Origin of the sequence: Sphingobium sp. DC-2, assembly GCF_000722555.1 — a bacterium.
GTDB classification, from domain to species: Bacteria; Pseudomonadota; Alphaproteobacteria; order Sphingomonadales; family Sphingomonadaceae; genus Sphingobium; species Sphingobium quisquiliarum.
Map to the genome: position 1 here is coordinate 1 of NZ_JNAC01000009.1, position 23,415 is coordinate 23,415.

The following is a 23,415-nucleotide window of genomic DNA, read 5'->3' on the forward strand; positions in this document are numbered from 1 at the left end:
AATGGTCGTGATAGATGATTATGTCTGGCTGGTAGCTCATCACTCAATCCTTTCTGCGCTGCCCGTGAGTGCCCGGTAGGCAAGCGCGTTACGCCGGGCCGTGGGAGGGGTTATCGAAAGCGCCGTTCTCTCTGCATTCGCATCAGGGCAGAGCGCGGGCTTTCCTCCGGCTTGATGTCGTAGCTGCAACCGATGCAGCCGCCCTTCCAACTGCCTGCCCGCTCGCCAACTTCGCCGCTGAACTGCACGTCGATGCTGTCAAAGACGCGCTTCGGCATGATGGAACGGAGAAAGCGGCGGAAGCGAATAGGGCCGAACCACTGCCTGCCATGGAAGGCGCGGCGGCGGGTGATAGTCGCCTCCACCTCTTGCACCTCGCCAGACTGAAGCATGTAACGGTAGGGGTGAACTTCGCTCCACTTCTCCGGGCCTACGGGGCCGGTATAGCGATGCAGCGGGTTCGGATGCTGGCGCGACCATGTGTTTTCCGGATGGCTGCGGTCATCGTGCCAGTTCAGGTCCGTGCCGAGATATTCGGTGCGGATATGCTCAAGCCCCCAAGGCCACCACAGCATCTTGGACCGCTTGCCCCAATGCAGGTGCAGGCCTTCTTCCGAACTGCTAAAGCCATATTGCGAGCGATCCATTCCGTAGTCACCGCCCCGGAAGAAGCGGCGCGTCCAAAGCGGCAGCGGCGCGAACCAGGTGAAGAAGCCGAAGCCCAGCATCAGGGACGGCCTATCGTCATCAATCATGTCGCCATAGAACACAGCCTTGCAGGCCACAGTCTTGTAGCGATAGCCAATCTCGCCAACCTTCGTGCGGACAGAGCCGTCACCAGCCCAATAGGTCGCGCCGAGTAACTTGGCCCACAACGGCATCTTTGGCTCGCGGCCATATGTTTCGAACGGTGCGCTCACGCCCGCACCTCCGCCTGCTGCTTGTCGCGGGCTTGTGCTTTGCGGCGAGCGTTCGCGGCCACCAGCGGGGCCATGATCTTCGCCAGCTTCGCTTCCTTCTCGGTCAGGAGGGCGCGGTAGCTGTCGCGTTCTTCTGTTAGCCTCTGAATAGTCGCCTGATAGGCACGCGATGCAGCGGCATATTCCGCCCTGCTGACCGTCTCTTCCTTCGGCTTGCGTTTGAATAGGTTCATGGGTGATCCCCTTTAAGCTGCTTCCGCGCCTTCCCGGCGCAAATCCTCGACATCGACGCCAAGCCACTTCGATAGGGTGGCCAGCGCCCAGGTGACGTATTCCGCCCGCTCTGGTTCGGTCATGCGGTGGAAGGCGGTCGATGCGGCGTCGTAGTCCTTCACCTTGTCACCGCTCGGCAGGGTGACGACCGGGACGAGGCCGTAGCGATCCTTCAAAATCTTGTGCAGGAGGCCGGTGGTCAGGGCGTCGCCCTCAATCCGCTCGCTCAGCATCGGCGTCACCATGCCCAGCACGGCCCAATAGAGGCCATTCCGGCGCACGTTGCCACCAACCGCCGTGATGCGGACGCGGACAGGTTTGTCACCCACGTTCGCCATCGCTTCCTCTGCTGCCCGGTTGGCAGGCCGCAGCGAGCCAAACACGCGCTTGAACAAGAGAGGCGGATTGTCATCAGCCATTCCAATTCTCCCAACTCTTCACTGCGATGGCGATCAAATCCACGCCGGTTGCTTCCTGAAACTTCGCTTCGCTGCCGAGCAGATGGACGCTGGCGTCGCCCATGTTATGGTGGCTGGCGCAAAGGACCGCGACGTAGCGATGATCGCGCTGCCGGGTCTTTTGCGGGAGGCGGGCAAGGATGTGGTGGATCACCGTATCCCCTGCCCCACAGACCACACATCGGCGCTCCAAACTGCTCCAGTAATCCTTGACGAGCCTGTCAGGAAACCGGCCCTTCGCCTTCACCCGCCCGTGCTGGACGCGCCCCTCGTTCCTGCGGGGTTCCTTCCGCTTTTTAGGAAGAGGGGAGCGCCGCATCAGCATCAGAACGGCACTTCGTCATCGAGATCGGCGGGGGACTGATTGCGCGGGCTTTCCCGGCGACCGAAGCCGTCCTGATTGCGATGCGTCAGCCTATCGTCCTGCTGTTGGCCGCTCGCACCATCGAGCATCACCAGCTTGGCATCGAAGCCCTGCAAGATGATCTCGGTGGAATAGCGGTCATTGCCCGATTGATCTTGCCATTTGCGAGTGGCCATCTTGCCAGACACAAATACCTTGGAGCCCTTGCGGAGGAACCTCTCGGCTACCCCGGCAAGCCCCTCCGAGAAGATCACGACGCTGACCCACTCGGTCTTTTCGCGGCGTTCACCTTGCTGATCCCGCCATTTCTCCGTGACGGCCAAGCGAAGGTTGCCGATCTTCTTTCCGGCCTGTGTGGAACGAAACTCAGGGTCTGCCCCAAGGTGTCCGATGAATTGGCACTGATTGAGCATTATGCTGCCTTCCGGTAGAGCGCGGTCAGGGCGGCCACATCGGCATCGACCTCCGCGAGAAATTCAGTGACCATCGCCTCCAGTTCAGCGATGCGGGCGTCGTCGCGATGGTGGCGCTTGACGAACAATTGCAGTTCTTCAGGCATCCGAGGATCGAACGACACGAAGTCGCACCACTGGCGGCCGGTGCAGGCCATTTGCCAATCCATCTGGCCGATATACTTGGCCGGGATCGCCTGCCCCTTCAGCGTGTCGATGTGGGTGGCGGTGTTCGGACACTTGATCTCGACCAAGCCGTCATCGCCAACCAGACCGTCAGGTGACGCGCCGCCCATGTCGATCCGGGGGTGGATCACAAAGGCTTCCTCGACCACTTTCTGGCCGTGCAGGAAGGCGTAGGCGGTGCGCGCCTGCTCCTCGGTATCAATGCCCCACTGCATGGCGGCATTGGTGAAGCTGTCCTGCTGCTGACCCGTGAGTCGTTCTGCCACAAGCTGGGCGCGGTAGTTCGCCCTGCCCGCTCCCCAGCCCGTCTTGGTCTTGGCGCACACATCAGCGATGCGCGATGCAGTGACCTTGCCCAAGCGGGCCGCGAACCAATCTGCGCTACGCTGCTCCATCACGCGGCCTCCTGCACAGGTGCGGCAAGGGTAGGCTTGGCCTTCAGCGCCTTTAGGGCGTGCTCAAAGCGGCTTGCCGGAAGCTCCGGGAGCGCGTCGATCTTGTAGAACTTGCACAGCACCTCAAGATCAGCGCCAGTCCGCTCTACCTCTTTGCGAAGGTCGGCAAGCTGCTCCGGCGAGACATGGGCAGATACAACCTCATGCGTCGTCGCGTCTGCGTCATTGTCACCCTCAGTTGGGATGGCGAACGCCTGAAAAGCGGCGTACTTGTATGCTGCCGACATGGCTTTGTTGGTCGCCTTGTCGCCGCTGTCCATCGCCTCGCCAAAGGTGCGGACCGTGTGCTTGCTGCCATCTTCGGCCGAGACGAAATCAAATTCGGCTTCGACCGTCACATAGAAGATAGCGTTGCCCTTGGCGGACTTGCGCTCCACCACTTCACGGCTCAGCATTCGAGGGAGGATGCACAGGCCATGCTTGGCGAGTAGCGGCGACAGGGCATTGTAAACATCATCGATGCCGCGAAACATGTAGCTGGCACCGGGGGTCTGATTTTTGCGGTTCTTGCCGATGCCTTCCTTGGCAAGCTCGCCCTGAATGCAGGCGATGGCCTTATAGACGCTCATTTGGCGCTCCTTTCGAGAAAAACGGCCTCTCCCCCGGCAATCTGCTGATGCAGGCTCATGACAGGGCCTCCTTCTGCAACCATGCGGCGCGGTGCTGCTCGGCAAGGGTGACGGGCGGTTCGCTGGCAGCGTCCTCGGCTTGGCGTTCGGCAGCGTCGGCCAGTTCGTCATCGGTCATTGCGCGCCAGCCAGTGCCTTCACATGCCTCGCAGTCACTATGGGCAAGCGACAGGACGCCGTAGCCGTCGCAATCCGGGCATTCGTTCTCAGGCGTGAATCCGTTGAGGTAGTGCATCAAGACCTCCCTTCGATTGCATGGTGAAGGCACTCTTCCAGTGCCTCGGCGCAGCGGCGGTTGTAATCGCGGAGTTCCATATTTCCGCTGGTCGCGGCTTCGCGCCAAAGCCTGAGCTTGTCCTCAAGCAGTTCGATGTGATCCTGACGCATCGTCACGCCCAATACTCCCACCATGTCTTGTCGTCTGGATTGAGGCGGAACGTGCCGCGACGAGTGCGGTGGACATTGCGGAGCCACGCCCATTTGCCGCTTGTGAGGCGAACAGGATGCCATGCGAACCAAAGGTCACTCATGGTTGCCATCCTCCAGTTCGATGGCGATCAGCAGCTTGTGGCCGCGCAATTCCGTGACGCCGCGCTCTTTCAGCGCCTCGGCAATCAGGTCATATGCTTGACCGAACCGGCCATCCTTCCATCCGCCATCGCCCTCGTAGGCTGCGCGTTCCGGGATCATGTCGCTCATGCCTCATCCTCCCAATGCTTGCGGGGGTTGGCTCGCTCTATGGCGGCATCCATTCCACGGTTGATTTCAAGCTGGCGGCGATCAGCATCTGCATCCACTTGAGCGCGGAATGCCTCGTCGTCCCAGTAGCGGCGAAGGGTCGGGATAGGATCGACCTCAAAGATTTCGCTGTGGCGAGTCATGGTTTCACTCCCAACATGCGGAAGAAATTGCGGCGGTAGTTCTCGGTCCTAAGCGCGTTCACCACGCCAAGCTGGCGGGCGTACTGGCGGCTCATGTGGCCGTGGCGGGCCTCTATGGCGTTCAGCTTGTCCGCCTCAGGGGCGATGGCTTTCCATGCGTCCTTGGTGCCAAGACGGGGATCGAAGCTGGCGGTGGGGATGGGCTGGTGCTTCATGCCGCGCCCTCCCGCACCTTCTGCGAGGCTTTAAGTCGCTGCTCCGCATGCTTCTTGCAGTGCGGGCCGTAGCTTTCGTTCTGCAATCCACGCAGGATTCCATCGGCGCGCTTGCTGCACATGCGACAGGTCGAGTAAGCCTCGAACCAACGGAGGTTTGGTGTTTCAGCCATCACCAGGCCCCCTTGCCAAACACAGCGAGATTGACCGCGAACACTGACAGCGCGAACACTGCCAGTAGGCATGGCGTAATCACCGGATGCGGCTTGTCGCGCTCTGCCTCGCGGCGGTCGCATTCGTCAGCCCATGAATAGGCGTTGATCCATGCTTGCGGCGCTTCATTGGTGTGGCGAGCCTGTCGGAGAGAGCGGGTCATGCTGCTTCTCCGGTGGCTTTGGCGATGGCAGCGCGGGCGCGATCCAGCGCAGGGCGAAATTCTGTTTCAAAGTCGCCCGTTTCGTAGACGCGCTCTAACTCGACCAGCGCAGCGAGCATTTCCTTTCCCGCCGCCATTATACGGGCACTAGCCAGCAACTCGTCGGTCGGCAGTTCAAGGACCGGCCCAAGCGCGAATATCGGAGTGCGCGGTACTTCCCGGCTGATATAGCCAAGCGGCCAATCTTCCCCGAGGAAGTCTGTTCCGAACGCGCCGTGCGGCTCAAAAACCCAAGCGCCTTCTGTTGTCGGCGTATGCGATGCCTTAGACATCTGTTTCACTCCTTACGGAATATCTGATCTTCATGGCTGGCCCGGTGCGGGACCGGGACAGAGCAGAAGTCAGCGAAGGGCGCACATCCGTTCGATCAGGTCGCTTGCGGATGCCTGCAATTCAGCGACGGTTGGTTTTAGGGCGGCCCATGCGGCGTCCCGTGCGGCGTCCCATGCGGCGTTCCGTGCGGCGTCCCGTGCGGCGGCCCATGCGGCGTCCCATGCGGCGTCCCGTGCGGCGGCCCATGCGGCGTTCCCTGCGGCGGCCCGTGCGGCGGCCCATGCGGCGGCCCCTGCGGCGTTCCCTGCGGCGTCCCATGCGGCGTCCCCTGCGGCGTCCCGTGCGGCGTCCCATGCGGCGTTCCCTGCGGCGGCCCGTGCGGCGGCCCATGCGGCGTTCCCTGCGGCGGCCCCTGCGGCGGCCCATGCGGCGTCCGCATCTTTCCTGATAGCCTTGAGCGGCTCCATGATCGGCGCGAAGCCAGCAACGTCAGTGATTTCAGGCAGGCCAGCAAGAACGTCAGCTTGCGAAGTGAGGCCAGCCAATCGCAGCCAAGCCGGAGTGTGAACGCGGATCAACCAGTCCGTTGCCATGATGGCGCGGCGCTGCGCGACTTCCTTGGTGGAGCGAGTGCCTACCGTTTTGGTGATGAGCGGCAGTACGAGGCGGTTGCGATCTTCGTCGTTCAGCGTGTCGTTCCATGAAACCATGAAAGCGGTGATGACCGGGCAGGCGCACTTCGGATGATAGGACCACGGCTCGCCAGTGATGTAGGCGACCGCTTCCATCGCGCACATCTGGCCGCTGGCTTCGTCATGCGCGCCACCGGACAGGCCACGCTCCATCACGAGGGCGAGTTTCGTTTCATCGATCGTCGGTGCTGCTGTCACTTGCTTCTCCATCGGTGTGCCGGGTGAACCGGCGACTGCCGGGTCTGCGTTTCGCTCACCGGCTGATGGAGGTGTTGTAATGCGGGTAGATACCCGCGTCAACGATTAATGTGGGTAGCTACCCGCTGTTTTGACAAAAAATATTTATGCGCAAAAAATCCCCGCCGCAGTCGTGCTGGGCGGGGTGCTTAATTCAGCCTTGGTTGAGCGGTTATCGCCGCCGTCTGAAATGGTCCTGGTATGAGCGCAGAACGATCCCGATCACCTCAACCTGCCCGTCTCCAAAGTGGTTTTCATCGGGCTTGCCAAGGAAAATGGGCTCCGCAAATTCATCCTGCGTGGATTCCGCATGCAGCTCGTAGTTCCCATCTTCGCGCAGGACGAGGCGCTTGCATGTCGTCTCATGTAAGGTGCCCTGATTGCGCTGGACGATAACAAGATCACCCGGCACGGGGCGTATACCCGCGCCATTGTAGGTGCGCACGCACTCAAGAACGGACCCGTGAGGAAAAATTCGATCCATCGACAGCCCCGCCACCTCGAGACCGAATCGCTCGACCTCGGGTATTAGCGGTGGCTGCACCTCGACCTCGTACTGTTCATCACTGCCCCATTCATTAGCCTCGCGCCACACGCCAGCGGCAACGACCCCAATAACGCGCATGCGATTTACAGCGGGTGAAGGCAAGCTATCGACCAAGAAAATTGTCGGGGGTAACCCTAGGGCAACAGCGATTCCTGCCGCTGTTTCGATCGTGACTTTCTTGTCCTGGCCGCGTGACATGATGTCACGAACCAAGTCAGGGTTTTTACCCTCCGACGCGGCAAGGGACAGAGCGCGGCGAGAGAACCTCTTGCCGGGGCCGGTGTTCTCCAAGATTGCGCGCTTGAGCGCTGCAACGTCGATCTTTCGTCCTTCCGTCATGCGGGGCGTTGTTGCGCAAGACGATACACCCCTCAATATCGGGGCGCTACCCGCACAAAAGTATTGCATGCGGGTAGCTACCCCTATATCAATGTGGGTATGCAGACGAACATCCTTTCGGAAATCGAAGCTTTCATCGCCGCACACGGTATGGCCGAAAGCACCTTCGGGCGCGAAGCCTTGGGCGACTGGCGACTGATTGAAGAGCTGCGAGGCCGCAATGGTCGCCGCCCCCGTCGCCTGTGGCCTGAGACCGAAGCTAAGCTGCGTCATTTCATGGCGACCTATCGGCCCGTTGCGAAAGCGCGCGCAGCATGACGCCCGCCCGCCTCCTCACCATAACCGCTCTCGCCCTCATAAGCTGGGCAATCCTCCTCCTCGCCATCCGTGGCTCTATCGCTGTTCTGGAAGGGTAAGGGATGGCTGACTGGCAACTCGAGCTGTTCCACTGCCTTGTGCAGACAACTTCTGGCCCGCAGCGCAGGACGCTCGGCGGTTGGGTCCGCGAGCCGTTCGCAATCGATCCACGCCTCTATTTCGATGACAATCTGGAGGCGATGCAAAAGGGTTGGGTCATAACCCACCTCCCCACCGGCTTCATTGTTCGCGGCGTAAAAGGTGATTTGGAACAGGCCAAACTCGTCTGCGACTGCCTGCTTGAAGGCGATGATTGGGATTTCGTCGATGTAGCGGTCGCGCAGGGCAAAACCGAGCGCGTCAGGGCTTTGATGAGCCAGTTCCCCATCATCTGTGCACCAAGCCAATTTGAAAGCGCCCTCTGGCTCGACCGGGACGGAGAGTAACCCATGCAGAACGCTCGCAATCGCCTGCCGCAAAAAGACGGGGCCAGCCAACCGACTGGCCCACGCCAAGGTTGCCTGACCGAAGCCGGGTCGCACGTTAGCCCCGGTCAGGTTTCCGCAAAGATCCGCGCCCTCTTCGACGTGATCGGCGAAGGCGCTTTCCCCTTCCCCGATGGTCGCATCCTCCAGCTTAAACCTGAGAGGGTGAAGATTTTCCGTATTCATCGAGAGGTCCAATAATGTTCCGTGAAGCCAATGTCTTATCCCGCCGTAACAGGCCCACCACAAAGTCCTACCGCGCTGCGGTAAAGCGGATCGTCCTCAATTTGCAGGCTCAGCACGACTTGACGGACGGTGAACTGGCCGAGCGCCTTGGCTGCTCTGCTGGCACGGTGAAGAATGCCCGCAATGAAGCTGGCAATCTCGACGGCGTGACGTTGCTGAATGCTGAATATGAGTTCGGCTCCGGCGCGATCGACCCCGTCATGGAGCTTGGTGGCTCCCGCGCTGTTCCTAAAGGCGCGCATTGCGATAGCGACTTCAACCCCGCCCTGCCGCTGTCTCAGGCACTGACAGCCATAATCGCCACGCAGCATGAGAACAGCCCCGGTGGCCCGCGCACACTCAGTGAGGAAGTCGCGCCGATTATGCAGCAGCTTCGCGAGGCCCGCGCAACGCTGGACCGTCTGATCCTTATGGGAGAGCGCGCATGAGCCAGAACCGCTCCACCGCAGTCATGCAGCGCCGCGTCGAGGCGCACGATTCCCTCGACGACTTTCCGACGCCGCCATGGGCGACCCGCGCGCTGTGCGAATGGCTGTCAGGTCGCCAGATGCGCCGACTGGAAACTCTATCCTGCCGCGAGCCTGCGGCCAATCGCGGGCATATGGTCAAGCCGCTGCGTGAATATTTCGCCAGCGTCGAGGGTTCGGACATCTTCGATTACGGAGCAGGATTCCCGCAGGCCGACTATCTGTTTGGCCCTGCCCCCGCCTCTGTCGATTGGACAATCACAAACCCGCCGTTTCGCCTTGCTGAGCAGTTTATCGAGCGGATGCAGGCCACGAGCCGCGAAGGTTGCGCTGTCATCGTGCGCGCCGCGTTCCTTGAAGGCCAGGGCCGGTATGAGCGACTGTTCGCTGCGAATCCTCCCTCGCATGTGCTGCAATTCACCGAGCGCGTGGTCATGCACAAAGGAAGGCTCGCGCCGGAAGGTTCGACCGCCACCGCATATGCTTGGCTGGTCTGGATGGGCGATTCCCAATCCACGCGGCTGAACTGGATCGCTCCGTGCCGGAAGCGCCTGGAGCGCGCCTCAGACTATGCAGGAGCCGCCGCATGAAGACCATGCAGGACGCCCTTGCCACAGCTGCGCGGAAGGAGCGCGGCAACGTCTATCTGCACGGCACCAGCGGCGAGGAATATGCCCGCCGCCGCGACAACGCCATCCGGGTGATGAACGCCAACGGCTGCGATGATGCAGAGATCGCGCTGGAATTGAGCCTGCATCCCAAGACCGTTCGCAAGGTGCTGCGGGAGAGTGGCCGGTGATCCGCCTCATCCGCCAATGGGCCGCGCGCCGTCGCCTTGCCCAGCACCGCAAAGCCAACATCGCCCGCATGGCCGCCGCACCCCGGCGCGATCAGTGGGGACGGTTCGTAAAGAGGAAAATCGCATGACCATCAATGTTGCCGCCGACCAATTAAGGCTTTTCGTGGAACGCTACGAACGTTTGGACGAGGAATCCAAGGGGCTGGCCGAAGACAAGAAGGACGTGCTGCTGGAGGCTAAGGCCAATGGCTACTGCGTCAAGACGCTCCGCAAGATCATCGCCCTGCGCAAAATGGACACCGCCGCCCGCCAAGAGGCTGAAGCGATGCTGGCCACCTATATGAACGCGCTCGGAATGCAGACAGGCTTCGACTTCTGATGTCCGGTTTCCGCCCTTGGCAGGCCACAGGCAAGACGAAGCATAGCGTTGCTGTGAAGTCGTCCTGCGCGAACGGCCATGAGCATGACAGCAAGCGTGAGGCAAAGCGCTGCGACCAGTTACACATGCTCGCCAAGGGCGGGGCCATCTCTGACATCGTGAGCCAGCCCTTTTACGCCTTCGGCACCGCGAAGATGGCGAACGGCCACCGCGCCGGGGTCACGCTCGATTTCGGATATACCGAAGACGGCAAGCCCGTGGTCGAAGACGTGAAGGGCGGCAGCAAAAAAGCTGACAGCCGCGACTGGCCGCTGCGCAAGGCAATGTTCGCCTATTTCTACCCAGGCATCGAACTGCGCGAGGTGCGCAAGGTATGAGCAATGTCGTTCGCCTCCATTCGCGCACTGAAGTCGAGCGCCTGTGGGATGAATATGCGGCCCTCGCCCGTGAGCTTGTGCCGGGCTCACCGCGGCTGACCGATCGCCAACACATTCAGGCCACTGCCCGCGCCATGAGCCGGTTCCAGCGCGCCTTCCTCGCAATGGAGAACGGGCGTTGATTGAGGGGCAGAAGATTGAAGCCGTCCGTAACGTCGAGGCGGAGGCCGCGCTGATTGGCTCCATGCTGATCGATAATCGATGGATCGACCGCGTTGCGGACAAGCTGACGCCGGATGATTTCTTCGAAGCTCTGCATGGGCGCATCTTTGCCGCTTTGATGAAGGAAGCCGCGACCGGCCGCACCGTGACTGCGGTAACGCTCAAGCCATATTTTCATGATGACCCAGCGCTGATCGAATTGGGTGGCATGGGCTATCTGCTCAAGCTCACTGGCGACAGCGGCATTCTGCTGACCGCGGCGGGCGCGATCGAGCAGGTCGCCACTATGGCGAAGCGCCGCCGTCTGATCGATGGGCTCACTAACGCCGCAATGCTGGCCTCCACCCTGGAAGCAAGCAACGAGGAGGTTGTCAGCGCCGCGGATGCTGCCCTTGCCGACATGGGCGATCATGACGATGGCGTCGTGCAAATCTCTGCGGGCAAGGCCTTTGACGAAATGCTCGCCGCCTACGATGAGCCGACCAGTGGCGTCACCTGCGGGCGCATCTCCTGCATTGATGAGCAGCTAGGCCCCATCCGCAAGCATCATCTTGTCATTGCAGGCGGACGCCCAGGCATGGGCAAGACAGCCTTCGCCCTATCCTATTCGATCGGTGCCGCGGCGAATGGTCATGGCGTGCTGTTTGTCAGCCTGGAAATGGCACGCGGCGAACTGATGCAGCGCGCCACCGCGGATGTCTGTTTTGATGGACATTGGGGCATCCCTTACGATGTGATCCGCGACGGCAGGTTCCGCGGCGCTGATGACCGCGCCCAGGTTCGCGAGGCTGCGCAATTCTTCAAGGGCCTCCCCTTCCATATCGTGGATGCCGGATCGCTGACGATCAGTCGCCTCAACATGATCGTGCGCCGGTTCAAGCGGCGCATGGAGGCCGCGGGCCAGAAACTTGAACTGGTCGTGGTTGACTACCTCCAGCTTCTCCGCCCTGACCATCGGTGCAGCCCCTATGAGGCTGTTTCGGAAGTCTCCCGCGGGCTGAAGGCCATTGCCAAGACCTATGACGTTGGCGTGATGGCGCTGGCCCAGCTTTCCCGCGAAGTGGAAAAGCGCGAGGACAAGCGCCCGATTCTGTCGGACCTTCGCGACAGCGGACAGATCGAGCAGGACGCAGATGCGGTCGTGTTCCTGTTCCGCAAGGAATATTATCTGCGCAAGGCGCTGCCGGATGAGACGGACCCGAACTATGCGACCCTCGCTGCGGCCCTGGAGGTCGTGCAGGGCCAGATAGATCTGATTGTCGCCAAGCGCCGCAATGGGGTCGAAGGCACCGCGCACGCCCGCTTCCATGGTCGGTTCCAGTGCGTGAGGGATGCTGCCTGATGGCCGCCGCGGCCCCTTGGATGAAGTTCTACCCGCAGGATTGGCGGGCGGATGAGAAACTGCGTATGTGCAGCCTCGCCGCCCGCGGCCTGTGGATGGAAATGCTCGCGATCATGCACCGGTCCGAGCGCTATGGCCAACTCCTGATCGGCGGACGCGTCCCGACTGACGCGCAACTCGCTGTGCAAGCAGGAGCGCTCCCTGACGAAGTTTCCGCCTTGGTGCGGGAGCTTGAAGACGCGGGCGTTTTCTCACGCACAGCCAGCGGCGCTATCTACTCGCGACGAATGACCCGCGATCATCGCAAGGCCGAAAATGCCCGTAAAAACGGCAAAAAGGGAGGCAACCCAAGCCTCGGAAATAAAACGGGAAAATCGGCGTCGGATAACCTACAGGATAAGGGTGGGGTTAAAGCCCAGAAGCCAGAGGCCAGAGGCCAGATAGAAGCTAACGCTTCTCCGCGTGCGAGCGGGGGAGACTTCAGCCTGGTAGAATTTTCCGCCGACCTATGCCGCGATGTCGGGGTGCCGCTCCCCGATCACGGCACCGCTGAACGCAATAGGCAAACAGTAGAGGCTTGGATCAAGGCTGGCGCTAACCAGCAACTGATCCGTGAAACCGTGACCGCCCGCCGCGCCACTCTACGCACGGTGCCGCGGTCGCTGGCCTTCTTCGACAATCCGGTGCGTGAGGCAATCGCCGTCAAGCAAACCGCCTCGACCAGCCCGGAAGCCGCCGCCGCTCTCCGCATGGCTGAGGGTATTTTGAGAAAAAGGGACGCCGCATGACCCCCACCCCCGTTACCATCGGAAAGGCGAAGCTGTATTTGGGCGACTGCCGCGACATTCTGCCGACGCTGCCCAAGGTGGACGCGGTTATCACGGACCCACCATATGGCACGACACAATGTGCTTGGGATGCTGTCATTCCGCTCGATGATATGTGGGCCGCGCTGGATCATGTCATCGCGTCAAACGTGCCCGTGGCCCTGTTTGGCACCGAGCCATTCTCATCTGCGCTTCGCCTGTCCCGGTCACGCCATTTCAAATATGATTGGGTCTGGAATAAGCCCAAGGGAACAGGCTTCCTCAACGCGAAGAAGCAGCCGCTCCGCAAACACGAGCTGATCAGCATTTTTTGTGACGGCCCGACACCATACTACCCGCAGAAGACGAGCGGACACGAGCGCAAGACCACATTCCGCGCCGCCCACCTGCAGACGGACGTGTACGGGCAAATGTCAGGTGATTATCACTATGACAGCACCGAACGGTATCCGGGCACAGTCCTGACCTTTTCGTCCGACACACAGAACAGTAGCCTTCATCCGACGCAAAAGCCGGTCGATCTGGTGCGCTACCTGATCAGGACATACACCCTCCCCGGCCAAACGGTCCTGGATTTCACCATGGGTTCTGGGACCACCGGAGTGGCGTGTCTACTCGAGGGTCGCGACTTCATCGGCATAGAGCGCGAGGAGAGCTATTTCGAGATTGCTTGCGGGCGGCTGCGCGTGGTGAGCGGCGAAGATGCTGGCCCGCTATTCGGAGCAGCCGCATGACATGGCCCGCGACAAGCCCCCTGCCCAACCCATCCGCTTCAACTGGAGCAAGCCCCGCGTGCCTGAATCTTCGTGCATCTGCGGCGCCCGTGAACCCTATCAACCCGGACGCCGACGCTGCTGGTCCTGCAAACGCCAGCACTCAATGGGGGAATTTAGCATGAATGTGGGAGGGGAGTGATGGTGGAAGTTGTGAAGCGTGGAAATCCGAAAGGTGAAGAGGTTAGGGAAACCACCTGCCCCAGATGCCTCAGTGAATTGCGGTTCAAGCGTAGCGAGGCTCGTCATGTGTCAGATCAGCGAGACGGCAATGCGCTCGTCATCACATGCCCGGTCTGCAACCGCGAAAACTGGATCGCGGCATGATCATCAAGTGGCACGATGATGGCTGGCGCAAGCGGTTCGCGCTGTTCCCGATCTTTCTGAGCGATGGGCCGAACAAACGCGTCATCTGGCTGCAATGGGTCTGGAAGCGGGGCATGTGCCTCTACACCCAAGTGAGCGAGACGGACCCACGCACCGATAGCGATCGAAGCGGCGAAGCCGTCGAGGGAGGCGCGCATGACAGCTAAAGCTTTAGCTATCCCAGCGTTGAGTCCTGACGACCTGCCCAGGTTCGAGGAAAAGCGTTCCAAGGCGACAGCGGAGGCTTGCTGGACATGGAATGCCGCGAAAACTCGCGAAGGTTACGGAGCTTTCTATCTGCAGGGTAAAATGTACCAAGCCCACCGGGTGGCAGTCAAAGTGGACGGCTACGCAGTTCCCACCAACGCGGTGATCGACCATATCTGCCGCAATCGCTCGTGCGTAAATCCAGCCCATCTCAGGACGGTCGATCGCAAGACCAATGTCCATGAAAACTCGGACGCTCCTGCACACATAAATTCGCTAAAGACCCGTTGCCCGGTCGGACACCCCTATGAGGGATACAACCTTCTAATTGAACGTGGGCGAAGGGTTTGCAGGGAGTGCAAGAACGAGCGCCAGAGACGGAGACGCTCGACCGAAGGCGAGAGCGCGGGCCTGAAGGGCATCGGCAAGAATAGCGTGGAATTACAGTCGGTTAACACCAAGAGGGAGCGCTGAAGGGGATGGGGAAGGGTCGCCCTGCAACAACACGAGCGCGGGTCATGAAATATTGGCACAAGCATGGACCTTGCTCGATCATGCAGATCGTGCGGGCAACGGGGGCTGACAGGAAGCATGTGCAACGGATGCTCCGCGTTCATGTCCCAGAGTTTCAGCCAAGGGCTGGAAGGCCTCGGCTAAATTGCCATTAACTCAATAAGATGATATATAAGTCGGGCCGGAAACGAGGCGGCTACCTCGCTCCAGCCCTAACCAAAGCGAAAGGAATCTTCGTCATGGCTGAAAGCCAATTACCAAACCACGATGTCTTGCGCCAGTTGCTGCGCTACAATCCAGAAACAGGCGAACTTTTCTGGATTGAGAGGGGGTTGAACTTCTTCCCTGACAAAAGGGCATGGGCGTGGTGGAATGGCCGCAATGCAGGAAATCGAGTATCTTCAGCGACGGGCAAGACGGGCTATTTGCTGGTCAAAATATTCGCAAAACGATACTTGGCGCATAGGGTGGCGTGGGCTGTCCACTATGCTGAAAGGCCGCCTATTCAGATCGACCATATCAACGGCATCCGGCACGATAATCGAATTGGCAATCTTAGGTCAGTGACGGCTGTTGATAACCAGCGGAATATGAAACGATCGGTTAGGAACACCAGCGGCGTAACCGGCGTCTGCTACAATGCGCGAAGGAAAATGTGGTCTGCCTATATTTCGTTCAATGGCGCGCAGCATAAGTTAGGGCTGTTCTCAACCTTGCAGGAGGCTGCATCTGTTCGGCGAGCGGCTGAAGTAGCCCACGACTATCATAAAAATCACGGAAGAAGATGATTTATACCCCGTTTTTTGACGGGTGATTATGAATCATGGATTGCCCATGAACGGGCATCCAATCGAATATTCCGATGAGATTGCCAACACCATCTGCGAACGGATCGCGGGTGGTGAAAGCCTGCGCAAAATCTGCCTCGCTGATGACATGCCCGCACAGTCCACGGTTTATAAGTGGCTGCTGGACCCGGCTAAGGCTGATTTCGTAGAGCAATACACGCGCGCGAGAGAATTACAGGCCGACACCCTGTTTGATGAATGCCAGGACATTGCGGACGATGGTTCGAATGACTGGATGGCCGACAAGGACGCGGAAGAAGGCACGAAGTACAATGGCGATGCTGTTCAGCGCTCGCGCCTTCGGATCGACACCCGCAAGTGGATGGCGGGCAAGCTGCGGCCCAAGAAGTATGGGGACAAGATAGACCTGACCAGCGACGGCGGCGCGCTTCAGGTGAACATCGTCAGGCTGGCCGATGCCGACGATTAGCCTTCCCAACAAATGGCGGCCTCGCGCCTATCAGCGTCCGCTCTGGAACTATCTTGAGCGCGGCGGCAAGCGCGCGATCGAGATCGCTCATCGCCGCTGGGGCAAGGATGACCTGATCCTGCACCGCACGGCCATTGCTGCGCATGAGCGCCCTGCAAGCTATTGGCACATGCTCCCCGAATATGCGCAGGCCCGCAAGGCTATCTGGGCAGCAGTGAACCCGCACACTGGCAAGCGGCGCATTGATGAGGCGTTTCCGCACGATCTGCGCGAAGGCACGAATGAGCAGGAGATGTTCATCCGCTTCAAGAGTGGGGCAACATGGCAGCTTGTCGGCTCTGATCGCTATGACAGCCTGGTTGGCGCTGGCGTGGCAGGCGTCACCTTCTCTGAGTTCGCCTTAGCCAACCCTTCGGCGTGGGGTTATATCCGCCCGATGCTGGAAGAGAACGATGGCTGGGCCACGTTCATCACCACGCCGCGCGGACGCAATCACGCCAAAGCGCTTTACGACATGGCCAAGAAGGACATGGACAACGGCGGGCGCTGGTTCGCTGAAATCTCGTCTGTCCACCAGACCGGCGCGCTATCGCCTGAGCAGATTGATGAAAGCCTGGCCGAATATATCGCGCTGTATGGCGAGGATATGGGGCGCGCTCAGTTCGAGCAGGAATATTTGTGCAGCTTCAACGCTGCCATCCTTGGCGCGTTCTATGGCCGCGAAATGCAGGCGGTCAGGGCTGAAGGCCGCATAACCGCAGAACTGGACGCGATCGAAGGCCAGGAAGTCCACCGGGCGTGGGACATCGGCGTTCGCGACGATACATCCATCTGGTTCTTCCAGGTCGTGGGCAGTCAGCTATTCATTCTGGACTGCTACACTGCCAGCGGCGTGGGCGTAGATCACTACGCTGGATATATCGAAAACCTCTATGCGGAGCGCGGTTGGAAGCACGGCACCGACTATGTGCCGCATGATGCCCGCGTGAAAGAGTGGGGCACTGGCCGCACCCGCGTCGAGACGATGCAGTCCCTCAGCCTCAAGCCGGAAGTGGTGCCGCAAGCTAGCCTGCTTGACGGCATCAACGCTGTTCGCCGCACCCTGCCCCTATGCGTCTTTCATGAGCGCTGTGAGGAAGTCGGGATCGCCGCCCTCGAAATGTACCAGCGCGAATGGGACGACGACAAAAAGATGTTCAAGCAGAACCCGTTGCACAACTGGTCCTCGCACCTTTCCGACGCCTTCCGCTATCTCGCCATGTCCTGGCGGAAGGCATGGGTGAAGCCTGAGAAGCCCAAGGTGGAGCAGCCCAAGGGTTATCCCAACCTTGCCCGTTTGGCTGTTCCTGCACTGGCCGCCGCCCGATGAGCGACCTCCCCGCCTCTGCCCGCCATGATGCGCGCGGTGCCTCGCTGATCGACAGCGCGGACAAGAAATCCTCGCGTCCTGTTCTCGACGCGCTGTTGCAGTCCGAGAAGGCGTTTCGCTCCTATCAGGATGAGTGCAACCGGATCGACGCGCTCTATTCCGCCAAGCTGGTGCTGGATGGCCGGATCAACGATCTGGGCATGACCGACAACAGCTATGATACCTTCTGGGCGTCCATGGAGGTGCTGAAGCCAGCCATCTACGCCCGCACACCGCGTGTCATTGCCAAGCCCCGTTTCTCCGACGCCACGCCTGCTGACAAGATCGCGGCTGAGATGATTGAGCGCGTGGTGAACAGCGAGTTCGAGCGCGGCAACATCGACCTTCACCTTAAGGAAGTGCGCGACGACCTGGCGCTGCTCAATCGCGGTGTCCTGCGCGTGTCCTATGAGGCGAAAGACGGCGAGAAGCGCGTCTGCGTCGATCATGTGGACCGCCACGACTACCGCCATGATCCGGTGCGCTACTGGCGTGAATTGGGCTGGGAGGCCTTCTGCGCGTGGATGACCGAACCGGAAATGGAGAAGCGGTTCGGAAAGTCCAGCAATGGCGCTTACAAGCAGGCCGCCTTTGTATCGCGCAGCCCGAACGATGACGAGGGCAACCGTGACGAGGTGATGAAGGCCCCCGTCTGGGAAGTCTGGAGCAAGACAGACGGCAAGGTCTATTGGGTCACTGAAGGCGTGGATGTGCTGCTTGATGAAAGCGAGCCGTTCATTGCCACCAATGACTTCTTCAGCAGCCCGCGCCCTGCCTATGGCACGGTGAAGCGCCGCACGCTGGTGCCGATCCCCGACTATCGGCGCTATGAGAAGCATCTGGAGCAGATCAACCTCTGCACCGACAAGATTTACACCCTGCTGGAGCGGGTGCGCGTCGTCGGCTTGCTGCCTGCTGGTGGCGATGTGGGCAATGCGCTGGAGACGGCGATTGCGGAAAGCACGACCGCGATGTTTATCCCGGTGCCTGGCGCGGCATTGCTCGCCAATGGTTCTGGCAACTTCATCCAGTTTCTGCCGATCGCTGAGATTGCCCAGGCCATTCAGGGTCTGATCGAAGCGCGCAACCAGCTATTTGCCGACTTCGACCGCCTGTCTGGTATTTCGGACATCATGCGCGGCGAAACTGAGGCGCAGGAGACGCTTGGGGCGCAGCGGCTCAAGTCGCAGTACGGCTCTGTCCGTGTGCGCGACAAGGTGGACGAGATTGTCCGCGTGGCCCGCGACACCGCCCGCATCGCCGTGGAGATCATCTGCGACAACTTCGACCGCGATACGCTGCTTGAAGTCAGCCAGATGGACATCCCCACCCGCCGCGATGTCGATGAGGACATTGACGGCGTGAAGAAGGCCGCCAAGGCCGAAATGGAAGCCCTGACCGCCAAAGCCACGGAAGCGGCACAGCAGGCGCAGGCGAGCGGACAGCAGATCGACCCGGCCCAAGCCCAGCAGATGTTCGAGCAGGCTCAGCAGCAGCTTGCGCAGAAGTATGCCGAGCAGTTGCAGCAGCTTCAGTCCACGGTCGTGATCGAAGATGTGATGGCGGTCATCAAGGACAAGCGCGCTCGCACGCTGATCATCGATATTGAGACGGACAGCACGGTCCTGACCGATGAGATGGCGGAAAAGCAGATGCGCACCGAGCTTCTGACCGCCTTCTCCGGTGCGATCAGTGCGCTCATGCCGCTGTTCCAGATCGGTGACGCTGGCGTGAAGCTGGCCATGACCATGCTGGAGTTCACGCTGCAGCCCTACACGCAGGGCAATCGGCAGATCCAGGCGCAGTTGGATGAGCTTGTCGAGCAGGCCCCTGAGATAGCCGCTCGCATGGCTGCACAGTCTGGTGGCGGTGAGAGCGAGGAACTGGCGGCTGCGAATAACAAGCTGGCCGAGGCCGAGCAGATGAAGGCCCAGGCAGCAATGGAAGGCGTCAAGGCCAAGTCCGCGAAGGACCAGGCCGACATGCAGGCCAAGATGAATGACCTGATGCTCCGCGCCCGCGATGCCGAGGCGAAATATGAGCAGGAGAACGGCAAACTGTCGCTCCAACTCGCCCAGCAGCAGCAGAACTATGAAAAGCTGCAAGCGGAGATGGATAAGACGCGCGCGCAGACGCTCGAAATCCTCAACAACATCAAGCTCGCCAACCAGCGCCAGGTGATGGACGAGTTCAAATCCGTATCCGACATCGAACTGCGCCAAGGCGACCAAGCCATGGCCGCAGAAGGCCAGCAGCGTGACGCAGAGTTCCGTGAGCGTGGCGAGCAGCGGGCCGATCGGCAGCAGAATTTCAGCGAACGTCAGTCAATGGAGCAGCAGCCATGAGCGGCCAGCCAGTCGTCGTCACTACAAATGGCGGTATCCCGGTCAAGCCGGTGGAAGCCGACGCCCCGACGCTCACCGTCGCAACCAACGGGTTCGGCGCTCCCATCACTATCACCGACGATGGCACCCCGTTCATCGTCGAGGGCTACGAACCGGAGGTTTGACGACATGGCAACGGGTAACGCAAAGAAATTCATCGAACGCGGGCTTGCTGTCCCGCTCTCCAAGGAACTGGCGGCGCAGATCACGGCATCGGTCGGTAACGCTCGCCGTCTGAAGGAATTGGGTGTCACGCCCCGCGCTGCAGACATGATGGCGGCCAGCGTCGTCAGCCATTCCGTGGACAAGAAGAAACTCGTGGAGTCGGGGGTCATCCCTGTGGTCGCAAACGAGTTCGCGGCCCAGATCGCAAGCTGAAAGGACACGATATGGTGACGAAGAAAGACACTGCGGACGCCAAGGCATTCCGCGAAAATCAGGAAGAAGCCCTGAAGATCATGGCGGAAAAAGACCCCGCCTTTGAGGAAGGTCCGGCTGCAACCAATGAGCGGCTGAACGACCTGGCCGAAGATCTGACCTCAGCAGAGGTAAAGGCTTCGCTCCTGCTCAACAACCCTGTCGGCAGCAACGCCGCCTATCGCGATCCCAAGGCCGAGGAAAAGGTCAAGGCGGCTCGCGAAAAGCTGATCGAAGGCTGACGCCATGGCCAACCTCATCCGCACAGAGCCGTCATTGTTCCGTGATGATGAGGCTTGGTTCATTTTCGACGACGGGCGTCAATGCCTGCGCAAGATCGATCGGCCTGCGGAGGGCAACCGTGGGCCGGTCATCATGTCGGATTACATCGACCCGGTGCAGTCTCAGGCTGACGGCAAGACCTATGACAGCAAGTCGGCCCTCTACCGCACTTATCGCGCTGACGGGAACCCGCAGGGCATCGCCTACGAATGCGTTGGCAATGAGAACATCACCGATTTCAAGCGGCCCACTCGCGACAAGGCCGCCGCAATCTCCGCAATCAAACGGGCGCTGGGAGACCTTTGAGCCATGACCGACTTTGACAGCAGCAGCCTCGACCTGAGCGAACCGGAAGCCCCTGAGGTTTCCACCCAGCTTGACGAAGGGCGTCCGTCCGAAACGTCACAGGCCAAGCCCGCGCCGGACGAAGGCGAGAAGAAGCCTGAGAGCCGCATGGACGCGATCAAGCGTGCGGCTGAGGATCTGGAGAAGGCCCAGCCCAAGGCGGAAGAGAAGCCTGCCGAGGAAAAGCCCGAAGCGAAGGAGCAGCCCAAGGAAGAAGGCAACGATCAGGCCGAGCAGAAGCCCGCGACTGACGAGAAGCCGGAGCCGAAGCAGAAGCCCTTCAAGGACATGTCCGAGGAAGAGCGTAAGGCTGCGATCGAGCGCATGACGCCCGAACAGCGCCGCCGCTATGAGCAGAGCCAGATCCAGGCTCCCGACAAGTTCATTCCGTCCGCAAAGGATGTCTGGCGCAACGTGCCTGGCGAGGTGAAGGGTGAGATTGCCCGCGTCCTCAAGGAGCATGAGAGCGAAATCCAGGGCGCGCGGGAGTTCATCGCCCCGCTGGTGAAATACCACCAGATGGCGCAGCAGTCGGGTACGACGCTAGACCAAGCGCTGGATCGCTACGTGAAGATGGAACAGGCGTTGCGGCAGGACCCAGCGCATGGCTTCAGAGCGTTGCTGGAAAACATGGAAATGCAACCGCAGGAGGCGATTGCCCAGATCCTGCGCGCTTTTAACGTCAACCCGCAGCAGCTTGCTGAGCATATGGCGCAGCAGCCCCACGCCTACATGGCGCAGGCCCCGCGCCAGCCCCAGCAGAAGCCCGAAGATCCGCGTGTCGGCCAGTTGCAGGAACAGCTTGCACAGGAGCGCGCAAACACCCTCAGAACCACTGTCATTGAACCGTTCGCGGCCAGTCATCCGCGCTATGCTGAACTGGAACGGGACATTGCATTTTTTCTGCAATCTGGCAGAATCCCCCAAAGCCTGAGCCTTAATGAGCGGCTGGAAGTGGCTTACGACATGGCTGCGCGGATCAATCCCGCCTCCAATGTCTCCGAACCTTCCGCCCGCGATGATGGCCTTGCCCCACAGCCGAGCCGCGTTGCGACAGACCTCAGCGGCAGCAAATCCGTCCGAGGCGCACCCTCGTCCGGCGTGGATACGCCCACCCGGCGCAAGCGCAACATGTCACGTGGGGAAGCCATAGAGGCCGCCATGGCCGAACTTGGCATCTCCTGAAAACAGGGAATTAGGCAATGCCGGTAACGAGTGATCGTAACTACCGCCAGCTTCTGTCTACCTCGCTCGCCTATCGCACGCGGGAAATCCAGGATCTGGTTTTCAACAGCAACCCCGTGTCCGCTCTGCTCAAGCAGCGCGGCGCATTCAAGACCTATAGCGGCCCGGAAATCCGCGTCTCGCTCCAGATCGACAAGCTGGGCGGGCAGTGGTTCACCGGGTATGACTTCCTCGACGCACAACCCAAGGAACTCATCAACGATGCGGTGTTCACGCCCAAGAACCTGGCTGTCGGCTTCTCGCTGACCGGCACGGAACTGCTGGCGAACGAAGGCCGCACGCGGGTCTACAACCTGATCGATGAATATATGGAGACTGCCGAAAACTCCATGATGGACCTGTGGGAGCAGGCCCTTCATTCGGACGGCACCGCCGACGCTGGGCGCTCCATGATCGGCTTTGGCGGGGCTATCCCCATCAATCCGACCACGGGCACCTATGGCGGCATCGATCGCGCCACCAACGCCATCTGGCGTCCCACCACCTATACGATGTCCACCGACTTCCCCGACATCGGCACCACGTTCGACGCCACCACGGCGCGTCCGGTGCTGGAGCGGATTGTCGGCCTGCGTTCGAAGGGTCGCCGCTATGCGTCGATCGCCATCGCTGATCTCGCCTCTTATCAGGCGGTTTCGGCTTCGATGGTTGCGCATCAGCGCATCGCTCGCGCAGACGGCGGCACTGCAACCCTTGGCTTCAACGGCCTTGAGGTGGCGACCCCCGCTGGCAACATCGAACTGTTCGCGGCAACTGGCGTCGGCTCGGTCATGCCCACTGGCACGATCTACGGCGTCGATCTGGATGGTCTGAATATCTACTACCATCCGTCGCGCAACATGGTCCCGCTGTTCCCCGGCGACGGCGCACAGCCGATCAATCAGGACGCCATCGCGCAGTTCCTCGTCTGGAACGGTGAAATGGTCCTGAAGAACCCGCGCTTCACGTGGCGTCTGCGGACCACGGCATAAGGAGAACGAGACATGGCTTTCCGTATCACTCCTTCGCTCGGCCCCGGCATCGAAACCGTCATCCCTTCGGGGCAGGTATGGTTCGATGTTCCCGGCGCTGGTGCGCTCATCAGTCCGCGCCTTGGCTCCAAGTGCGTCGGCTCCGATGGGCATGACTATGTGCTGGTGCAGGCTTCGGCGTCGATCGCTGCGGCTTCTGCACCAGGCACGCAGGTGACGATCACCGAACCCGCCTTCACGGCGGCGTCGGGCGCAGGTGGCTTCTATGCCCCCAACAGCACGGTCGCACCGAGCGGCGTCCCCTCTGGAGCCTTCTTCTGGGCACGTAAGGGCGCTCTCTAAGGAAAAGGATGGCGGGGCATGGTGTC

At 60.6% G+C, this 23,415-nt stretch carries 43 protein-coding genes; 25 read left to right on the top strand and 18 right to left on the bottom strand.

What is annotated here, in order from left to right; translation table 11 throughout:
* Window positions 1-110: 110 nt before the first annotated feature.
* The 18 genes from ET21_RS26360 to ET21_RS0101760 form a co-directional block, all read right to left on the bottom strand.
* Window positions 111-770: a hypothetical protein gene (locus ET21_RS26360; RefSeq protein ID WP_162180678.1), complete on the bottom strand. Its 660-nt coding sequence runs from the start codon at window positions 768-770 to the stop codon at window positions 111-113.
* 146 nt (window positions 771-916) lie between these two features.
* A complete protein-coding gene (locus ET21_RS0101685) occupies window positions 917-1,153 on the bottom strand; it encodes a hypothetical protein (RefSeq protein ID WP_030538328.1) in 237 nt (78 codons plus the stop codon).
* 12 nt (window positions 1,154-1,165) lie between these two features.
* On the bottom strand, window positions 1,166-1,612 hold the full coding sequence (locus tag ET21_RS0101690) for a hypothetical protein (RefSeq protein ID WP_051767896.1): 447 nt from the start codon (window positions 1,610-1,612) through the stop codon (window positions 1,166-1,168).
* Window positions 1,605-1,898, bottom strand: a complete 294-nt coding sequence (locus tag ET21_RS0101695; RefSeq protein WP_156028982.1) for a hypothetical protein — start codon at window positions 1,896-1,898, stop codon at window positions 1,605-1,607. Before ET21_RS0101695 ends, ET21_RS0101690 begins: the two co-directional genes overlap by 8 nt.
* A 77-nt stretch (window positions 1,899-1,975) precedes the next feature.
* The gene (ssb, locus tag ET21_RS0101700) at window positions 1,976-2,428 is read right to left on the bottom strand and encodes a single-stranded DNA-binding protein (protein ID WP_030538331.1); all 453 of its coding nucleotides are present in this window, start codon (window positions 2,426-2,428) and stop codon (window positions 1,976-1,978) included.
* A complete protein-coding gene (locus ET21_RS0101705; RefSeq protein WP_030538332.1) occupies window positions 2,428-3,048 on the bottom strand; it encodes a lambda exonuclease family protein in 621 nt (206 codons plus the stop codon). The genes ssb and ET21_RS0101705 overlap by 1 nt, the downstream gene beginning before the upstream one ends.
* Complete coding sequence (locus tag ET21_RS25475) at window positions 3,048-3,677, bottom strand: ERF family protein (protein ID WP_051767898.1); 630 nt, start codon at window positions 3,675-3,677, stop codon at window positions 3,048-3,050. Before ET21_RS25475 ends, ET21_RS0101705 begins: the two co-directional genes overlap by 1 nt.
* A 55-nt stretch (window positions 3,678-3,732) precedes the next feature.
* Complete coding sequence (locus tag ET21_RS0101715) at window positions 3,733-3,972, bottom strand: hypothetical protein (protein WP_030538334.1); 240 nt, start codon at window positions 3,970-3,972, stop codon at window positions 3,733-3,735.
* Window positions 3,972-4,130 (bottom strand): hypothetical protein, encoded by a 159-nt coding sequence (locus tag ET21_RS27500; protein ID WP_156028983.1) that lies wholly within the window; start codon window positions 4,128-4,130, stop codon window positions 3,972-3,974. Before ET21_RS27500 ends, ET21_RS0101715 begins: the two co-directional genes overlap by 1 nt.
* Window positions 4,127-4,267 carry a hypothetical protein gene (locus ET21_RS27505; protein ID WP_156028984.1) on the bottom strand — a complete coding sequence of 47 codons (141 nt, stop codon included), beginning with the start codon at window positions 4,265-4,267 and terminating at the stop codon, window positions 4,127-4,129. The genes ET21_RS27500 and ET21_RS27505 overlap by 4 nt, the downstream gene beginning before the upstream one ends.
* The gene (locus ET21_RS27510) at window positions 4,260-4,436 is read right to left on the bottom strand and encodes a hypothetical protein (RefSeq protein ID WP_156028985.1); all 177 of its coding nucleotides are present in this window, start codon (window positions 4,434-4,436) and stop codon (window positions 4,260-4,262) included. Before ET21_RS27510 ends, ET21_RS27505 begins: the two co-directional genes overlap by 8 nt.
* Complete coding sequence (locus tag ET21_RS0101730; protein WP_030538335.1) at window positions 4,433-4,618, bottom strand: hypothetical protein; 186 nt, start codon at window positions 4,616-4,618, stop codon at window positions 4,433-4,435. The genes ET21_RS27510 and ET21_RS0101730 overlap by 4 nt, the downstream gene beginning before the upstream one ends.
* Window positions 4,615-4,833: a hypothetical protein gene (locus ET21_RS0101735; protein WP_030538336.1), complete on the bottom strand. Its 219-nt coding sequence runs from the start codon at window positions 4,831-4,833 to the stop codon at window positions 4,615-4,617. Before ET21_RS0101735 ends, ET21_RS0101730 begins: the two co-directional genes overlap by 4 nt.
* Complete coding sequence (locus ET21_RS27515; protein ID WP_156028986.1) at window positions 4,830-5,006, bottom strand: hypothetical protein; 177 nt, start codon at window positions 5,004-5,006, stop codon at window positions 4,830-4,832. The genes ET21_RS0101735 and ET21_RS27515 overlap by 4 nt, the downstream gene beginning before the upstream one ends.
* Window positions 5,006-5,209 (bottom strand): hypothetical protein, encoded by a 204-nt coding sequence (locus ET21_RS0101745; RefSeq protein ID WP_030538337.1) that lies wholly within the window; start codon window positions 5,207-5,209, stop codon window positions 5,006-5,008. Before ET21_RS0101745 ends, ET21_RS27515 begins: the two co-directional genes overlap by 1 nt.
* Window positions 5,206-5,541 carry a hypothetical protein gene (locus tag ET21_RS0101750; protein ID WP_030538338.1) on the bottom strand — a complete coding sequence of 112 codons (336 nt, stop codon included), beginning with the start codon at window positions 5,539-5,541 and terminating at the stop codon, window positions 5,206-5,208. The genes ET21_RS0101745 and ET21_RS0101750 overlap by 4 nt, the downstream gene beginning before the upstream one ends.
* Window positions 5,542-5,610: 69 nt before the next feature.
* A complete protein-coding gene (locus ET21_RS28125; protein ID WP_193378956.1) occupies window positions 5,611-6,432 on the bottom strand; it encodes a hypothetical protein in 822 nt (273 codons plus the stop codon).
* Window positions 6,433-6,643: 211 nt separating this feature from the next.
* Complete coding sequence (locus tag ET21_RS0101760) at window positions 6,644-7,357, bottom strand: LexA family transcriptional regulator (RefSeq protein WP_030538340.1); 714 nt, start codon at window positions 7,355-7,357, stop codon at window positions 6,644-6,646.
* A 99-nt stretch (window positions 7,358-7,456) separates the two neighbouring features.
* Between ET21_RS0101760 and ET21_RS0101765 the strand changes: the two genes are divergently transcribed.
* The 25 genes from ET21_RS0101765 to ET21_RS0101895 all read left to right on the top strand — a co-directional run bounded on the left by ET21_RS0101765 (window position 7,457) and on the right by ET21_RS0101895 (window position 23,389).
* Window positions 7,457-7,675, top strand: coding sequence for a hypothetical protein (locus ET21_RS0101765; protein WP_030538341.1), 219 nt, complete (start codon window positions 7,457-7,459; stop codon window positions 7,673-7,675).
* 101 nt (window positions 7,676-7,776) lie between these two features.
* Window positions 7,777-8,160 (top strand): hypothetical protein, encoded by a 384-nt coding sequence (locus ET21_RS0101775; RefSeq protein ID WP_030538342.1) that lies wholly within the window; start codon window positions 7,777-7,779, stop codon window positions 8,158-8,160.
* Window positions 8,161-8,163: 3 nt separating this feature from the next.
* A complete protein-coding gene (locus ET21_RS0101780; RefSeq protein WP_030538343.1) occupies window positions 8,164-8,400 on the top strand; it encodes a hypothetical protein in 237 nt (78 codons plus the stop codon).
* Window positions 8,400-8,873 carry a hypothetical protein gene (locus ET21_RS0101785; RefSeq protein WP_030538344.1) on the top strand — a complete coding sequence of 158 codons (474 nt, stop codon included), beginning with the start codon at window positions 8,400-8,402 and terminating at the stop codon, window positions 8,871-8,873. Before ET21_RS0101780 ends, ET21_RS0101785 begins: the two co-directional genes overlap by 1 nt.
* Window positions 8,874-8,896: 23 nt before the next feature.
* A complete protein-coding gene (locus ET21_RS0101790; RefSeq protein ID WP_202807107.1) occupies window positions 8,897-9,502 on the top strand; it encodes a hypothetical protein in 606 nt (201 codons plus the stop codon).
* Entirely contained in the window at window positions 9,499-9,711 is a 213-nt protein-coding gene (locus ET21_RS0101795) for a hypothetical protein (RefSeq protein ID WP_030538346.1), read from the top strand. The genes ET21_RS0101790 and ET21_RS0101795 overlap by 4 nt, the downstream gene beginning before the upstream one ends.
* A gap of 124 nt (window positions 9,712-9,835) precedes the next feature.
* The gene (locus ET21_RS0101800; RefSeq protein ID WP_030538347.1) at window positions 9,836-10,090 is read left to right on the top strand and encodes a DUF2312 domain-containing protein; all 255 of its coding nucleotides are present in this window, start codon (window positions 9,836-9,838) and stop codon (window positions 10,088-10,090) included.
* The gene (locus ET21_RS0101805; protein ID WP_051767902.1) at window positions 10,090-10,467 is read left to right on the top strand and encodes a DUF1064 domain-containing protein; all 378 of its coding nucleotides are present in this window, start codon (window positions 10,090-10,092) and stop codon (window positions 10,465-10,467) included. The genes ET21_RS0101800 and ET21_RS0101805 overlap by 1 nt, the downstream gene beginning before the upstream one ends.
* Window positions 10,464-10,649 carry a hypothetical protein gene (locus tag ET21_RS0101810; protein WP_030538349.1) on the top strand — a complete coding sequence of 62 codons (186 nt, stop codon included), beginning with the start codon at window positions 10,464-10,466 and terminating at the stop codon, window positions 10,647-10,649. Before ET21_RS0101805 ends, ET21_RS0101810 begins: the two co-directional genes overlap by 4 nt.
* Window positions 10,646-12,031, top strand: coding sequence for a DnaB-like helicase C-terminal domain-containing protein (locus ET21_RS0101815; RefSeq protein WP_030538350.1), 1,386 nt, complete (start codon window positions 10,646-10,648; stop codon window positions 12,029-12,031). Before ET21_RS0101810 ends, ET21_RS0101815 begins: the two co-directional genes overlap by 4 nt.
* The gene (locus ET21_RS26365) at window positions 12,031-12,819 is read left to right on the top strand and encodes a hypothetical protein (protein WP_051767904.1); all 789 of its coding nucleotides are present in this window, start codon (window positions 12,031-12,033) and stop codon (window positions 12,817-12,819) included. The genes ET21_RS0101815 and ET21_RS26365 overlap by 1 nt, the downstream gene beginning before the upstream one ends.
* Entirely contained in the window at window positions 12,816-13,592 is a 777-nt protein-coding gene (locus ET21_RS0101825) for a site-specific DNA-methyltransferase (RefSeq protein WP_051767906.1), read from the top strand. Before ET21_RS26365 ends, ET21_RS0101825 begins: the two co-directional genes overlap by 4 nt.
* A gap of 362 nt (window positions 13,593-13,954) precedes the next feature.
* Window positions 13,955-14,164 carry a hypothetical protein gene (locus tag ET21_RS0101835; protein ID WP_030538353.1) on the top strand — a complete coding sequence of 70 codons (210 nt, stop codon included), beginning with the start codon at window positions 13,955-13,957 and terminating at the stop codon, window positions 14,162-14,164.
* The gene (locus ET21_RS26875) at window positions 14,154-14,678 is read left to right on the top strand and encodes an HNH endonuclease (RefSeq protein WP_081856562.1); all 525 of its coding nucleotides are present in this window, start codon (window positions 14,154-14,156) and stop codon (window positions 14,676-14,678) included. Before ET21_RS0101835 ends, ET21_RS26875 begins: the two co-directional genes overlap by 11 nt.
* A gap of 278 nt (window positions 14,679-14,956) precedes the next feature.
* Complete coding sequence (locus tag ET21_RS26880) at window positions 14,957-15,505, top strand: HNH endonuclease (protein ID WP_030538355.1); 549 nt, start codon at window positions 14,957-14,959, stop codon at window positions 15,503-15,505.
* 46 nt (window positions 15,506-15,551) lie between these two features.
* Entirely contained in the window at window positions 15,552-15,995 is a 444-nt protein-coding gene (locus tag ET21_RS0101850) for a hypothetical protein (protein ID WP_030538356.1), read from the top strand.
* Complete coding sequence (locus ET21_RS0101855; protein WP_051767909.1) at window positions 15,982-17,364, top strand: hypothetical protein; 1,383 nt, start codon at window positions 15,982-15,984, stop codon at window positions 17,362-17,364. Before ET21_RS0101850 ends, ET21_RS0101855 begins: the two co-directional genes overlap by 14 nt.
* Window positions 17,361-19,748 (top strand): hypothetical protein, encoded by a 2,388-nt coding sequence (locus tag ET21_RS0101860; RefSeq protein WP_030538358.1) that lies wholly within the window; start codon window positions 17,361-17,363, stop codon window positions 19,746-19,748. The genes ET21_RS0101855 and ET21_RS0101860 overlap by 4 nt, the downstream gene beginning before the upstream one ends.
* Window positions 19,745-19,912: a hypothetical protein gene (locus ET21_RS27525; RefSeq protein ID WP_156028987.1), complete on the top strand. Its 168-nt coding sequence runs from the start codon at window positions 19,745-19,747 to the stop codon at window positions 19,910-19,912. The genes ET21_RS0101860 and ET21_RS27525 overlap by 4 nt, the downstream gene beginning before the upstream one ends.
* Before the next feature lie 4 nt (window positions 19,913-19,916).
* The gene (locus tag ET21_RS0101870; protein WP_030538359.1) at window positions 19,917-20,165 is read left to right on the top strand and encodes a hypothetical protein; all 249 of its coding nucleotides are present in this window, start codon (window positions 19,917-19,919) and stop codon (window positions 20,163-20,165) included.
* 11 nt (window positions 20,166-20,176) lie between these two features.
* Window positions 20,177-20,446, top strand: coding sequence for a hypothetical protein (locus tag ET21_RS0101875; RefSeq protein ID WP_030538360.1), 270 nt, complete (start codon window positions 20,177-20,179; stop codon window positions 20,444-20,446).
* Window positions 20,447-20,450: 4 nt separating this feature from the next.
* A complete protein-coding gene (locus tag ET21_RS0101880) occupies window positions 20,451-20,792 on the top strand; it encodes a hypothetical protein (protein ID WP_051767911.1) in 342 nt (113 codons plus the stop codon).
* Between the two features lie 3 nt (window positions 20,793-20,795).
* On the top strand, window positions 20,796-22,016 hold the full coding sequence (locus ET21_RS0101885) for a hypothetical protein (RefSeq protein ID WP_051767913.1): 1,221 nt from the start codon (window positions 20,796-20,798) through the stop codon (window positions 22,014-22,016).
* A 17-nt stretch (window positions 22,017-22,033) separates the two neighbouring features.
* Complete coding sequence (locus tag ET21_RS0101890; RefSeq protein ID WP_030538363.1) at window positions 22,034-23,047, top strand: phage major capsid protein; 1,014 nt, start codon at window positions 22,034-22,036, stop codon at window positions 23,045-23,047.
* Window positions 23,048-23,059: 12 nt separating this feature from the next.
* Window positions 23,060-23,389 (top strand): hypothetical protein, encoded by a 330-nt coding sequence (locus tag ET21_RS0101895; RefSeq protein ID WP_030538364.1) that lies wholly within the window; start codon window positions 23,060-23,062, stop codon window positions 23,387-23,389.
* The last annotated feature ends 26 nt before the right edge of the window (window positions 23,390-23,415 follow it).